The sequence below is a fragment of the Enterobacter cloacae complex sp. SHL022 genome, assembly GCF_049237785.1.
In the GTDB taxonomy this organism is placed as follows: Bacteria; Pseudomonadota; Gammaproteobacteria; order Enterobacterales; family Enterobacteriaceae; genus Enterobacter; species Enterobacter hormaechei_C.
Genome location: NZ_JBMKJH010000010.1, coordinates 106,314 through 120,371, shown reverse-complemented (window position 1 = coordinate 120,371; position 14,058 = coordinate 106,314). Strand labels below are relative to the sequence as shown.

Genomic DNA, 14,058 nt, shown 5'->3' with positions numbered 1-14,058 from the left:
TTCGCTGCGAGATTTAAGGCTGACAAGGAGAGACGCGTGAGGCGATTGCCGGGGATTTTACTGCTTACAGGGGCAACGCTGGTCGTGATTGTCGCGTTGCTCGTGAGCGGGCTGCGTCTCGCCTTGCCGCATCTGGACAGCTGGCGTCCGCAGATACTGGCAAAAATCGAATCCGCCACCGGCCTGCCGGTGGACGTGAGTCATATCGAGGCAAGCTGGCAGAACTTTGGCCCGACGCTAGATGCGCGGGATATCCGCGCCAGCCTGAAAGATGGCGGCCACCTCAAAATCAAACGCGTCACCCTGGCGCTGGATGTCTGGCAAAGCCTGCTGCATCTGCGCTGGCAGTTTCGCGATCTCACCTTCTGGCAACTTCAGCTGATGACTAACACGCCGCTGCAAAGCGGCGACAGCGATCGAGGGCTGGAAACCAGCCGTATCAGCGATCTGTTCCTGCGGCAGTTCGATCATTTCGATCTGCGCGACAGCGAAGTGAGCTTTATTACTCTTTCCGGTCAGCGCGCTGAGCTGGCGATCCCTCAGCTGACCTGGTTAAACGGGAAAGATCGCCACCGCGCCGAGGGGCAGGTGAATCTCTCCAGCCTGAACGGGCAGCACGGGGTTATGCAGGTGCGGATGGATCTGCGTGACGACAATGGCCTGCTGAACAACGGCAGGGTCTGGCTACAGGCGGACGACGTGGACGTGAAGCCGTGGCTCGGTGAGTTGCTACAGCAGAACATGCAGCTGGAGACCGCGCGCTTCAGCCTGGAAGGCTGGATGACGCTGACGAACGGGGCGTTCGCCAGCGGCGATATCTGGCTTAAGCAGGGGGGCGCGAGCTGGAAAGGGGAAAACCATCAGCATCAACTTTCCGTCGATAACCTCACCGCACACGTGACGCAGGATAAAGGCGGCTGGCAGTTCGCTATTCCGGATAAGCGCATCTCCATGGATAACAAACCCTGGCCGCGCGGCGCGCTGACGCTGGCGTGGATGCCGGAACAGGACGTCGGCGGGATAAACGGTAAACGCAGCGACGAGCTGCGTATCCGCGCCAGTAACCTGGATCTGACGGCGATCGAAGGGCTGCGTTCAATGGCCGCAAAACTTTCACCGGAGCTGGGCGAAATCTGGCTGGCGACGCAGCCGAGCGGGCAGATAAACCGGCTGGCGCTGGATATTCCGCTCCAGGCTACGGAAAAGACGCGTTTTCAGGCGGCATGGAAAAATCTCGCATGGAAACAGTGGAAATTGCTGCCGGGTGCCGAGCACTTCAGCGGTAAACTGGAAGGAAGCGTGGAAAACGGCAGGCTGACGGCAGAAATGCAGGACGCGAAAATGCCGTACGAAACGGTCTTCCGTGCGCCACTGGAGATCGAAAAGGGAAATGCCACTCTCAACTGGCTGAAGAATGACAAAGGTTTTCAGCTCGATGGCCGCGATATTGATGTAAAAGCCAAAGCGGTACATGCCCGTGGTAATTTCCGTTATCTACAGCCTGAAGGCGATGAGCCGTGGCTGGGTATTCTGGCGGGCATCAGCACAGATGACGGTTCGCAGGCGTGGCGCTACTTCCCGGAAAACCTGATGGGGAAAGCGCTGGTGGACTATCTCAGCGGCGCTATTCAGGGCGGCCAGGCGGATAACGCCACGCTGGTCTACGGCGGCAACCCGCACCTGTTCCCGTATAAGCACAACGAAGGCCAGTTCCAGGTTCTGGTGCCGCTACGCAACGCCACCTATGCCTTCCAGCCAGACTGGCCGGCGCTGAAGAATCTGGATATTGAACTCAACTTCCTGAATGACGGCTTGTGGATGAAGACGGACAGCGTCGCGCTGGGCGGCGTAACGGCAAGCAACCTGACGGCAAACATCCCGGATTATTCCAAAGAGAAGCTGCTGATTGATGCGGATATTAAGGGGCCGGGTAAAGCGGTTGGCCCGTACTTTGAAGATACGCCGCTGAATGACTCCCTGGCAGCCACCCTTCAGCAGTTGCAGTTAGATGGCGATGTGAATGCTCGCTTACATCTGGATATCCCGCTGGACGGTGAATTGACCACCGCCAAAGGCGACGTTCGCCTTAATAACAACAGCCTCTATATCAAGCCGCTGGACAGCACCCTGAAAAACCTCAGCGGTCAGTTCAGCTTTGTTAACGGCACGCTGAAAAGTGAGCCGCTTAAAGCGACCTGGTTCAATCAACCCGTTAATATCGATTTCTCCACCACCGAGGGCGATAAAGCCTACCAGGTGGCGGTCAATATGGACGCGAACTGGCAGCCGTCACGCATGGATGTTCTGCCGAAGCCGATTGAGAATGCGGTGGACGGTGCGGTGTCATGGAATGGCAAGGTCGCCATCGACCTGCCTTATCATGCCGGTGCGCGCTATAACGTCGACATTACGGGCGATCTAAAAAACCTCAGCAGCCAGCTTCCCGCGCCGCTGAATAAAAAAAGCGGTGAAGCATTGCCCGTCAACGTTAAGGTTGCGGGCAACCTTAACAGCTTCGATTTAACCGGAAACGCGGGCGGAACAAACCACTTCAACAGCCGCTGGCTGCTTAACCGCAAGCTGACGCTGGACAGGGCGATCTGGACGACGGACAGCCGTACCACGCCGCCGCTGCCGGAGCAGGCGGGCGTTGAACTGAATCTCCCGCCGATGGATGGCGCAGAGTGGCTGGCACTGTTCCAGAAAGGTGTCGGGCAAAACGTCGACCAAACGGCGCAGTTCCCGCAGTCCATTACCTTGCGCACGCCTGCGCTGACGCTGGGCGGGCAGCAGTGGAACAACCTGAGTATTGTCTCCCGGCCGACGGTAAACGGCTCAAAGGTCGAGGCGCAGGGGCGTGAGATCAACGGTTCGTTGATCATGCGCGATCACGCGCCATGGCAGGCGGCTATCCGTTATCTCTATTACAATCCGACCTTTACGGCGTCTAAAGCAGAGTCGACAAGCACTTCTCCTGTCAGTGGCAGTGGGACGTCGCGCGTGGATTTCAGCGGCTGGCCCGATCTCCAGCTGCGCTGCGCGGAGTGCTGGCTGTGGGGACAGAAATATGGCCGTATCGACGGTGATTTTGCCATTCAGGGAAATACGCTGAGCCTCTCTGGTGGGCTGGTGGATACCGGCTTTGGCCGCATGACTGCCGCGGGCGAATGGGTGAACAAACCGGGTGAACAACGCACCTCGCTGAAAGGCGATATTAAAGGCAATAAGCTGGACGCCGCGGCTAACTTCTTCGGCATTAGCACGCCGCTTCGCGGTTCGTCCTTCGATGTGAATTACGATCTGCACTGGCGCGCTGCGCCGTGGACACCCGATGAAGCTTCGCTTAACGGCATCCTGAAAACCAACTTCGGTAAGGGTGAGATTGCCGACGTGAGCACGGGGCGCGCCGGGCAGATCCTGCGCCTGCTGAGTTTTGATGCGCTGCTGCGCAAGCTGCGCTTCGATTTCAGCGACACCTTCAGCGAAGGTTTCTACTACGATTCCATTCGCAGTACGGCGTGGATCAAAGACGGCGTTCTGCATACGGACGATACGCTGGTGGATGGCCTGGAAGCGGATATCGCCATGAAAGGCTCGGTCAACCTCGTGCGTCGCGAACTGGATATGGAAGCCGTGGTGGCGCCGGAAATATCCGCAAGCGTGGGCGTTGCGGCGGCCTTTGTGGTGAACCCGATTGTCGGTGCGGCGGTGTTTGCCGCCAGTAAAGTGCTGGGGCCGCTGTGGAGCAAGGTCTCTATTCTGCGCTATCGCATTACCGGTCCGGTCGATAAACCGCAGATTAACGAGGTGCTGCGCCAGCCGCGCAAAGAAGCACCGCAATGATTTGACGTGGGCAGGTAATTGCCTCACTCTCAATAAATACGATCTTTATACCGCCACGGGCGGCAACGAACGAGTAGCAATAGATGAGTCTGAACCTGGTAAGTGAACATTTGCTCGCAGCGAACGGCCTGAGCCATCAGGACCTGTTCTCCATTCTTGGTCAACTGACCGAACGCCGCCTCGACTACGGCGATCTCTATTTCCAGTCGAGCTATCACGAATCCTGGGTTTTAGAAGACAGCATCATTAAAGATGGCTCTTACAACATCGACCAGGGCGTCGGCGTGCGCGCCGTCAGCGGGGAGAAAACCGGTTTTGCTTATGCCGATCAGATTAGCCTCGCCGCACTTGAGCAGAGCGCGCAGGCCGCGCGCACCATTGTGCGTGATACCGGAGATGGTCGCGTGAAAACGCTGGGTGAAGTGCAGCACGCTGCGCTCTATACCAGCATCGACCCGCTGCAAAGCATGAGCCGCGAAGAGAAGCTCGACATCCTGCGTCGCGTGGACAAAGTGGCTCGCGCGGCGGATAAACGCGTGCAGGAAGTCTCTGCCAGCCTGACCGGTGTTTATGAACTGATCCTGGTGGCGGCGACGGACGGTACCCTGGCGGCGGATGTTCGCCCGCTGGTGCGTCTCTCTATCAGCGTGCAGGTTGAAGACGACGGCAAGCGCGAGCGCGGCTCAAGCGGTGGCGGCGGTCGTTTTGGCTACGACTGGTTCCTCGGCGACGTTGACGGCGAAGCGCGCGCTGATGCGTGGGCAAAAGAAGCCGTGCGCATGGCGCTGGTCAACCTGTCTGCCGTGGCGGCTCCTGCCGGTACGCTGCCGGTGGTTCTGGGCGCAGGCTGGCCTGGCGTGCTGCTGCACGAAGCGGTCGGTCACGGCCTTGAGGGTGATTTCAACCGTCGCGGGACGTCCGTATTCAGCGGTCAGATGGGGCAGCTTGTCTCCTCCGAACTGTGTACCGTGGTGGATGATGGCACCATGCTCGACCGTCGCGGCTCGATTTCTATCGACGATGAAGGCACGCCGGGCCAGTACAATGTGCTGATCGAAAACGGCGTACTGAAAGGCTACATGCAGGACAAGCTTAACGCGCGCCTGATGGGCGTAGCGCCAACGGGTAACGGCCGTCGTGAATCCTACGCGCACCTGCCGATGCCGCGCATGACCAACACCTACATGTTGCCGGGCAAATCCACGCCGCAGGAGATTATCGAATCCGTTGATTACGGGATCTTCGCGCCAAACTTTGGCGGCGGTCAGGTGGATATCACCTCCGGCAAATTTGTCTTCTCTACCTCAGAGGCGTATCTGATTGAGAAGGGCAAAGTGACCAAAGCGGTGAAAGGCGCAACCCTGATTGGCTCTGGCATTGAGGCCATGCAGCAGATTTCCATGGTCGGTAACGATCTGAAGCTGGATAACGGCGTGGGCGTTTGCGGCAAAGAGGGCCAGAGCCTGCCTGTGGGCGTCGGTCAGCCTACGCTGAAAGTAGATAATCTGACGGTGGGCGGCACGGCGTAAATTTTCCCCCGCACCCTAACCCTCTCCCCAACGGGGAGAGGGGAAAAGCCTACTCTTACCTTCTGCCCCGCATGCCCTGAAACAGCTCCGCCACTTCCACAAAATAGTCCGTCAGATAGTTAATACAGACCTGCACCTTCAGCGGCAGCTTGTCCTTTTCCGTATAGAGCGCGTACACCGGACGCGGATCGGACTGGTAGCGCGGGAAGAGGATCTCCAGTACGCCGCTGTTGATCTCGTTGATCACCCACATCAGCGGTACGTAGGCGATCCCGGCCCCGGCCACCAGCCAGCGTGAGATGGTCATCGGATCGTTGGTGACGAAGCGGCCTTCAGGCAGCAGTTTAGTGGAAAGCCCTTCCGGCGCGATCAGTTCAAATTCGTTATCTGGCCGAACGCTGTATTCCAGCCACGAGTGGTTGCTCAGATCGGCAGGTTTCTCCGGCACGCCATACTGTGCCAGGTAGCTTTTCGAAGCGCAGACCACCATCGGCATGCTGCCCAGTCGACGCGAGAACAGGCTAGAGTCCTGCAACGCGCCAACGCGGATCACCACGTCTAACCCATCGGCAATCAGGTCCGGTGCCGGAATGCCCGTAACCAGATTAACGGTTAAACCGGGATACTCTTTCAGCATTTCCGCCGTCATGGCAGCGAGAACATTTTGTGCCATAGTTGAAGAACACCCGATACGCAGCGTGCCGATAGGCGTGTTGTTAAAGGCATAGAGCTGCTCGTGAACGTCCTGCACTTCATGCAGCATTCGACGGCAGCCCTGATAGTAAATTTTACCCGCTTCCGTCAGCCCGATGCTGCGGGTGCTGCGGTTGAGCAGCTTCACCTGAAGCTCATCTTCCAGTTTTGACACTGTCTGGCTAATGGATGAGACGCTCATTTGTAGCTGACGTGCTGCGGCGGTAAAAGAGCCTTGCTCAACCACTTTCGCAAAGACGGACATGCGTTTTAGACGTTCCATTATTCACTCTGGCTTAAAAGTGATTTAGATCACATATGATAGATAACAGCATAACAGTTACGTTAATATATTATTAATTACATAACGGCTGCGCCACTCTCGCCCGGCAATTCTTGCTCTCCTGCGGCGGCGCGAGCTTAAAAATCCAGTAACCTGCACTCTCTTTAATCAAGGTCAACATGAGTCTGTTTCCCGTTATCGTGGTGTTCGGTTTGTCGTTCCCACCGATATTTTTCGAGCTTCTTTTATCACTGGCGATCTTCTGGCTGGTGCGCAAGGTGCTGGTCCCTACCGGGATTTATGATTTCGTCTGGCATCCTGCATTGTTCAATACCGCGCTGTATTGCTGCCTGTTCTATTTAATATCGCGCATGTTTGTCTGAGGTTGATGTGAAAACGCTAACAAGAAAAATCTCCCGCACTGCCATCACTATGGCGCTGGTCATCCTGGCGTTCATCGCTATTTTTCGCGCCTGGGTTTATTACACCGAATCCCCGTGGACGCGCGATGCGCGTTTCAGCGCGGAGGTGGTCGCGATAGCGCCCGATGTCGCCGGTCTCATTACGGCAGTCAACGTCCACGATAACCAACTGGTGAAAAAAGATCAGGTGCTGTTCACCATCGACCAGCCGCGCTATCAAAAAGCGCTGGAAGAAGCGGAAGCCGACGTGGCGTATTACAACGCGCTGGCCTCTGAAAAACGCCGTGAAGCAGGACGCCGTAACAAGCTGGGCATCCAGGCCATGTCCCGGGAAGAGATTGACCAGTCCAATAACGTGCTGCAAACCGTGCTGCATCAGCTGGCAAAAGCGCAGGCGACGCGCGATCTGGCGAAGCTCGATCTGGAACGTACCGTTATCCGCGCCCCGTCCGATGGCTGGGTGACCAACCTCAATGTCTATGCGGGCGAGTTTATCACGCGCGGCTCTACGGCCGTGGCGCTGGTGAAACAGAACTCTTTCTACGTCCTCGCCTATATGGAAGAGACCAAGCTGGAAGGCGTGCGTCCGGGCTATCGCGCCGAAATCACGCCGCTCGGCAGCAACCGGGTCCTGAAGGGAACCGTGGACAGCGTGGCCGCGGGGGTGACCAACTCCAGCAGTACCAATGATTCAAAAGGTATGGCGACCGTCGATTCTAACCTCGAGTGGGTTCGTCTGGCGCAGCGCGTACCGGTACGCATTCGTCTGGATGAGCAGCAGAGCAACCTCTGGCCCGCAGGCACCACGGCGACGGTGGTGATCACGGGTGAAAAAGACCGTGATGCCAGCCAGGATTCTATCTTCCGTCAAATCGCCCATCGCCTGCGCGAGTTTGGTTGATCGCTATGGGCATTTTTTCCATCGCCAGCCAGCACATCCGCTTCGCCGTGAAGCTGGCATGCGCCATTGTGCTGGCGCTGTTTGTTGGCTTCCATTTCCAGCTTGAAACGCCGCGCTGGGCCGTTCTGACCGCCGCGATCGTCGCCGCCGGTCCTGCCTTCGCGGCGGGTGGCGAACCTTACTCCGGGGCAATTCGCTATCGCGGGATGCTGCGTATTATCGGCACCTTTATCGGCTGTATCGCCGCCCTGACCATTATCATCCTGATGATCCGCACGCCGCTGCTGATGCTGATTGTATGCTGTATCTGGGCGGGTTTTTGCACCTGGGTCTCTTCGCTGGTGAAGGTGGAGAACTCGTACGCCTGGGGTCTGGCGGGATATACCGCGCTGATTATTATCATCACCATTCAGAGTGAACCGCTGCTTGCTCCGCAGTTCGCCGTGGAACGTTGCAGCGAGATTGTCATTGGTATCGTCTGCGCGATTGTCGCAGACCTGCTCTTCTCTCCGCGATCCATCAAGCAGGAAGTCGATCGTGAGCTGGACGCGCTGATTGTTGCTCAGTACCAGCTCATGCAGCTGTGCATTAAGCACGGCGACAGCGAAGAGGTCGACAAGGCCTGGAGTGCGCTGGTGCGCCGCACGCAGGCGCTGGAAGGGATGCGCAGTAACCTCAATATGGAGTCTTCCCGCTGGGAGCGGGCCAACCGTCGTCTGAAAGCGATCAATACCGTCTCGTTAACGCTGATCACCCAGGCGTGTGAAACCTACCTGATTCAGAACACCCGCCCCGAAGTGGTAACGGATACTTTCCGCGAACTGTTTGATGAGCCTGTGGAGACGGTGCAGGACGTGCATCGACAGCTTAAACGCATGCGTCGTGTGATTGCGTGGACAGGAGAACGGGATACGCCAGTCACCATTTATACCTGGGTAGGCGCCGCAACGCGCTACCTGCTCCTGAAACGCGGCGTGATTAGCAACACCAAAATCAGTGCGGCGGAAGAAGAGGTGTTACAGGGCGAAGTGGTGATCAAACCTGAATCCGCCGAGCGCCATCATGCGATGGTTAACTTCTGGCGTACCACCCTGGCCTGTATACTCGGCACGCTGTTCTGGCTGTGGACCGGCTGGACGTCTGGCAGCGGCGCGATGGTGATGATTGCCGTCGTCACCGCGCTGGCGATGCGTCTGCCCAACCCGCGCATGGTCGCGATCGATTTTCTGTACGGCACCATTGCGGCGTTACCCATTGGCGCGCTCTACTTCCTGGTGATTATTCCCTCGACGCAGCAAAGCATGCTTTTGCTCTGCATCAGCCTGGCGGTGATGGCGTTCTTTATCGGAATTGAGGTACAAAAACGCCGTCTGGGATCGTTAGGCGCACTGGCGAGTACGATTAACATCATCGTGCTGGATAACCCGATGACCTTCCATTTCAGTCAGTTCCTGGATAGCGCACTAGGTCAGCTGGTGGGCTGTTTCCTGGCAATGATGGTGATCCTGCTGGTGCGGGATAACTCTCAGGCGCGGACAGGGCGCGTGCTGCTGAATCAGTTTGTATCGGCCGCCGTATCGTCCTTGACCACCAACACCGCGCGGCGCAAGGAGAACCACCTGCCGGCGCTCTATCAGCAGCTGTTCCTGTTGCTAAATAAATTCCCGGGCGATGTCGCCCGCTTCCGCCTGGCGTTAACCATGATTATCGCGCACCAGCGTCTGCGGAACGCGCCAGTGCCGATCAACGACGATTTGTCCGCCTTCCACCGCCAGCTACGGCGCACGGCGGACCATGTGATATCGGCATCCAGTGATGACAAACGTCGCCGCTACTTTAAGCAACTGCTGGAGGAGCTGGATATCTACCAGGAGAAACTGCGGATCTGGGAAGCGCCGCCGCAGGTTACCGAGCCGGTAGAGCGGCTGGTGTTTATGCTGCACCGCTACCAGAATGCGCTGACAGACAGCTAACGAAGAGAAAACCGACGCCAAAAGCGTCGGTTTTTTTGTGGCTATACTTATTCTTGCAGGTTCAAACATTCAGGAAGGGAGGACACATGACAACCCAGGCTCTTCAGGACAGTATTCTTTTTCAGACCGGGTATCTGGTCAACGGTATCTGGAAAACACTCGACACCACGTTTGATGTGCTAAACCCGGCCACGGGCGAGGTCATTGCGAAAGTGGCGAAAGCAGGAAAAGCCGAAACCGAAGAGGCCATTGTGGCCGCGACGAAGGCCTTTCCCGCATGGCGCGCAAAAACGGCAAAAGAGCGTTCCGCGATCCTCTATCGCTGGTATGAACTGATTATCGAGAACAAAAGCTGGCTCGGGCGGCTGATGACTACCGAGCAGGGCAAGCCGCTGAAAGAGGCTGAAGGTGAGGTGGACTACGCTGCCAGCTTCATTCAGTGGTTTGCCGAGCAGGCCAAGCGCGCCAACGGTGAAATCATTCCTCCGGTTAAACCTGGCTCCCGTATTCTGGCCACTCGTGAACCTGTCGGGGTGGTTGCTGCTATCACGCCATGGAATTTCCCGATGGCTATGCTCACCCGTAAGCTCGGCCCGGCGCTGGCAGCAGGATGTACCGGCGTGATCAAACCTGCAAACAACACGCCGCTGAGCGCCTTTGCGCTGCTGACGCTGGCGAAGCAGGCCGGTGTGCCGGATGGTGTGCTGAATGCGGTCGCGGGGAGCACCTCAGAAATTAGCGACGCCATTATGGCCAGCCATGACGTGCGCAAAATCTCGTTTACGGGTTCAACCGCCGTCGGGAAAACGCTGGTTCGCAATTCCGCAGAGACCATGAAAAAGGTATCGATGGAGCTGGGCGGTAATGCGCCGTATATCGTTTTCGAGGACGCGGATATTGATGCCGCCGTCAAAGGCGCGATCGCCAATAAGTTCCGTAACGCCGGGCAGGTCTGCGTCAGCGTAAACCGTTTCTATATTCAGGAGACGGTCTATGACAAGTTCGTCAATCAACTTGCCGATGCGGTGAAGGCGCTGAAGGTGGGTAACGGTCTGGACGAGGGCGTCGTTGTCGGCCCGCTGATTGAGCCTTCGGCTGTCGAGAAAGTGCGTGAGCACGTCGAAGATGCGGTAGCGAAGGGCGCCACGGTGCTGGCTGGGGGTAAACCGCACGAACTTGGCGGCAACTTCTGGATGCCAACCGTACTCGGTGACTGCCATGAAGGCATGAAGCTGGCAGAAGAGGAGACCTTTGGTCCCGTAGCCGCCTGCTTCCGCTTCACGTCGGAAGACGAAGTGGTTATGCGCGCTAACAATACGCCTTACGGGCTGGCGGCCTACTTTTATACCCAGAATCTTTCGCGCGTGTTCCGCGTCTCACAGGCCATTGAGAGCGGCATGATCGGAATTAATGAATGTGCGGTCTCGACCGAACTGGGTCCGTTTGGGGGCGTAAAAGAGTCCGGGCTGGGCCGCGAGGGGTCCGTGCTGGGGCTGGAGGAGTTTCTGGAAGTTAAAACCCTGCATATCGGGGGATTATAATAGACAGGGCGGCATTTGCCGCCCGCCTGTACCGGGTGGCTGGCAATGAAAATTTATACCTTTGATTTTGACGAAATTGAGAGTCAGGAAGACTTCTATCGCGAGTTTATTCGGGCGTTCGACCTGGAGCGGGGCAGCGTAAGCAATCTTGATATGCTGTGGGATGTGGTTACCGGCGACAGGCTGCCGTTACCGCTGGAAATCGAATTTACCCATCTGCCTGAAAAACTGCGCAGACGCTTTGGCGCATTGATTTTATTGTTTGATGAAGCGGAGGAGGAGCTGGAAGGGCAACTGCGTTTCAACGTGCGCCAGTGATAAAAAAGCCCCTGACCGGGAGGTCAGGGGCAAGTCGTATGATGAGATACGACGAGGGTTTATTTGTACAGTTCTGCGGTAGCGTGCCAGTGGTCGCCACTGCGCGCTTCGATGATGCGATAAGATGACGCACCCTGTTCTTCCGCTTTTTTGTTCAGCATTTCGTGCATGTCCATCGGAGACGTACCGATGGCACCAACAGAAACAGTCCCGATAGCCTGACGGGATTGTGCCTGTTCGGCATTAATGGTGTCGGCTGCAAACGCACCGAATGACAGGACTGACAGTACGCTCAGGGTAGCTACAGTGGTTTTAATTTTCATGATTATTTACCTCGTCAATTATTTTACTGGGGTCTTTGTTCTGTGACCCTCATCACAAAATCAAGTATACACTAATCACGCTAAAAATTAATACCAGGCTAATGGTTTCCTCTGTTATTACGTGTTAAAAAAATCATTTTTTATAACGCGAATGCATAAAAAAGGACGCCACAATGCAAGGTTTATGGTTTTTTCTTTCCTAAATCAAAGGGATAGATCAATTTGATTTTTTGTGCGGTTTTGCGGCAGATCATTCACTGAATGAATGTTAACAGGCGGTAAAAAGCACTATTTGCAAAAACAGCAGGCAGAGAAAAGCAGGGTAAAACGCGGAAGCAGCAGAATGATCCCCGCAGTCAGGCGCTACGGGGCAGACAATTACAACTCCTGTTCGAACAGGACCAGAATCGCTTCGTAGAGGTCTTTCACCGAGAAACCATTTGCCGGGGTGGTAAAAATGGTGTCATCACCGGCGATGGTCCCGAGGATCCCCTCTGCTTTACCCAGCGAGTCCAGCAGGCGGGCAATCAGCTGGGCTGCGCCCGGGCTGGTGTGGATCACGACCACGGCATCGTTATAGTCGATGTCCAGAACCAGGTTTTTCAGCGGGCTGGAGGTCGTTGGCACGCCAAGTTCAGCAGGCAGGCAATAAACCATTTCCATTTTGGCGTTGCGCGTACGCACCGCTCCAAACTTGGTTAACATGCGAGAGACCTTCGACTGGTTGATGTTGTCGAAGCCTTGTTCCTGCAACGCCTGAACAATTTCTCCCTGAGAACTGAATTTCTCTTCTTTGAGTAGCGCTTTAAACGCCTTCACTAATTCTTCTTGCTTAGACGAGCTTCGCATAAGTCACCCGGAATATGACGATAGAAACAACATTATTATGCATGTGGATGAATTTTTATGCAAATTATCTACCTGACGCCAGGCTGAAATAATGTTATGAAAGGGAGAGATTTTATCAGATTTCGTTATCGGAAAACATGCCTGGGTCACGCCGCGCAAATAACCTTAAAAGTAAATTAAATGTTATCAAAATGATGTTGTTTTGGTGGCGTGGCAGGGTGTATTGTAACCCCCTCTTAATTCGTTGTTGCCTACAGCCCGATAGTATTCAGGTGAAGGTGAAAGACGTGCGACCTCAAATTCTTTAGCGATGAAAATTGTAATTAATGACGTGCTGAATTATGGTCGCCGCAACGGAGTTACAGATACTTAAGTTAACCATAATAAGGAGTTTAGGATGAAAGTCGCAGTCCTCGGCGCTGCTGGTGGTATCGGCCAGGCGCTTGCCCTACTACTGAAAACCCAACTGCCTTCAGGCTCAGAACTCTCCCTGTACGATATTGCTCCGGTAACCCCAGGTGTGGCGGTTGACCTGAGCCACATCCCGACAGCTGTGAAAATCAAAGGCTTCTCCGGTGAAGATGCGCGTCCTGCGTTGCAGGGTGCCGACGTGGTGCTGATCTCCGCGGGTGTTGCACGTAAACCGGGTATGGATCGTTCAGACCTGTTCAACGTCAACGCGGGCATCGTGAAAAACCTGGTTCAGCAGATCGCTGAAACCTGCCCGAAAGCGTGCATCGGTATCATCACCAACCCGGTGAACACCACCGTTGCCATCGCAGCAGAAGTACTGAAGAAAGCAGGCGTTTACGACAAGAACAAACTGTTCGGCGTAACTACGCTGGATATCATCCGCTCCAACACCTTCGTGGCTGAGCTGAAAGGCAAGCAGCCAACGGAAGTGGAAGTGCCGGTTATCGGCGGTCACTCTGGCGTGACCATCCTGCCTCTGCTGTCGCAGATCCCGGGCGTGAGCTTCACCGAGCAGGAAGTGGCTGACCTGACTAAACGCATTCAGAACGCAGGCACCGAAGTGGTGGAAGCGAAGGCGGGTGGCGGTTCTGCAACCCTGTCTATGGGTCAGGCGGCGGCACGTTTCGGCCTGTCTCTGGTTCGCGCGTTGCAGGGCGAAAAAGGCGTTGTTGAATGTGCCTATGTTGAAGGCGACGGTGAACACGCGCGCTTCTTCTCTCAGCCGCTGCTGCTGGGTAAAAACGGTGTTGAAGAGCGTAAGTCTATCGGCACGCTGAGCGCGTTTGAGCAAAACGCGATGGAAGGCATGCTGGATACGCTGAAGAAAGACATCACGCTGGGCGAAGAGTTCGTTAACAAGTGATCTTGTCCCGGTAAAAAAAACGGAGCGCTAAGCTCCGTTTTTTTATG

The 14,058-nt window shown here is 55.9% G+C and carries 11 protein-coding genes; 8 read left to right on the top strand and 3 right to left on the bottom strand.

Translation table 11 applies throughout. The features are described 5' to 3' along the window. Positions 1–36: 36 nt before the first annotated feature. Together yhdP and tldD are read left to right on the top strand one after the other, a co-directional pair. Positions 37–3,843 carry an AsmA2 domain-containing protein YhdP gene (gene yhdP / locus ACOTZD_RS19445; RefSeq protein WP_174402451.1) on the top strand — a complete coding sequence of 1,269 codons (3,807 nt, stop codon included), beginning with the start codon at positions 37–39 and terminating at the stop codon, positions 3,841–3,843. 83 nt (positions 3,844–3,926) lie between these two features. Next, complete coding sequence (tldD, locus tag ACOTZD_RS19440) at positions 3,927–5,372, top strand: metalloprotease TldD (protein WP_003860414.1); 1,446 nt, start codon at positions 3,927–3,929, stop codon at positions 5,370–5,372. 55 nt (positions 5,373–5,427) lie between these two features. On the opposite strand, the gene aaeR is transcribed toward tldD, so the two are convergent. Continuing rightward, complete coding sequence (aaeR, locus tag ACOTZD_RS19435; protein ID WP_229227508.1) at positions 5,428–6,348, bottom strand: HTH-type transcriptional activator AaeR; 921 nt, start codon at positions 6,346–6,348, stop codon at positions 5,428–5,430. A gap of 179 nt (positions 6,349–6,527) precedes the next feature. Between aaeR and aaeX the strand changes: the two genes are divergently transcribed. The 5 genes from aaeX to ACOTZD_RS19410 all read left to right on the top strand — a co-directional run bounded on the left by aaeX (position 6,528) and on the right by ACOTZD_RS19410 (position 11,503). Further along, positions 6,528–6,731 (top strand): p-hydroxybenzoic acid efflux pump operon protein AaeX, encoded by a 204-nt coding sequence (gene aaeX / locus ACOTZD_RS19430; RefSeq protein ID WP_003860416.1) that lies wholly within the window; start codon positions 6,528–6,530, stop codon positions 6,729–6,731. 7 nt (positions 6,732–6,738) lie between these two features. Beyond that, positions 6,739–7,671: a p-hydroxybenzoic acid efflux pump subunit AaeA gene (aaeA, locus tag ACOTZD_RS19425; protein ID WP_003860417.1), complete on the top strand. Its 933-nt coding sequence runs from the start codon at positions 6,739–6,741 to the stop codon at positions 7,669–7,671. A 5-nt stretch (positions 7,672–7,676) separates the two neighbouring features. Continuing rightward, the gene (gene aaeB, locus ACOTZD_RS19420) at positions 7,677–9,644 is read left to right on the top strand and encodes a p-hydroxybenzoic acid efflux pump subunit AaeB (RefSeq protein WP_003860418.1); all 1,968 of its coding nucleotides are present in this window, start codon (positions 7,677–7,679) and stop codon (positions 9,642–9,644) included. An 86-nt stretch (positions 9,645–9,730) separates the two neighbouring features. Beyond that, positions 9,731–11,185: an NAD-dependent succinate-semialdehyde dehydrogenase gene (locus ACOTZD_RS19415; RefSeq protein ID WP_003860422.1), complete on the top strand. Its 1,455-nt coding sequence runs from the start codon at positions 9,731–9,733 to the stop codon at positions 11,183–11,185. Positions 11,186–11,230: 45 nt separating this feature from the next. Next, positions 11,231–11,503 carry a barstar family protein gene (locus tag ACOTZD_RS19410; RefSeq protein ID WP_003860424.1) on the top strand — a complete coding sequence of 91 codons (273 nt, stop codon included), beginning with the start codon at positions 11,231–11,233 and terminating at the stop codon, positions 11,501–11,503. Between the two features lie 59 nt (positions 11,504–11,562). Here ACOTZD_RS19410 and yhcN read toward each other — a convergent pair whose 3' ends face one another. Further along, positions 11,563–11,826 carry a peroxide/acid stress response protein YhcN gene (yhcN, locus tag ACOTZD_RS19405; RefSeq protein ID WP_003860426.1) on the bottom strand — a complete coding sequence of 88 codons (264 nt, stop codon included), beginning with the start codon at positions 11,824–11,826 and terminating at the stop codon, positions 11,563–11,565. Positions 11,827–12,204: 378 nt separating this feature from the next. Continuing rightward, positions 12,205–12,675 carry a transcriptional regulator ArgR gene (gene argR, locus ACOTZD_RS19400; protein WP_003860428.1) on the bottom strand — a complete coding sequence of 157 codons (471 nt, stop codon included), beginning with the start codon at positions 12,673–12,675 and terminating at the stop codon, positions 12,205–12,207. 397 nt (positions 12,676–13,072) lie between these two features. Between argR and mdh the strand changes: the two genes are divergently transcribed. Beyond that, positions 13,073–14,011, top strand: coding sequence for a malate dehydrogenase (gene mdh / locus ACOTZD_RS19395; RefSeq protein ID WP_003860429.1), 939 nt, complete (start codon positions 13,073–13,075; stop codon positions 14,009–14,011). The last annotated feature ends 47 nt before the right edge of the window (positions 14,012–14,058 follow it).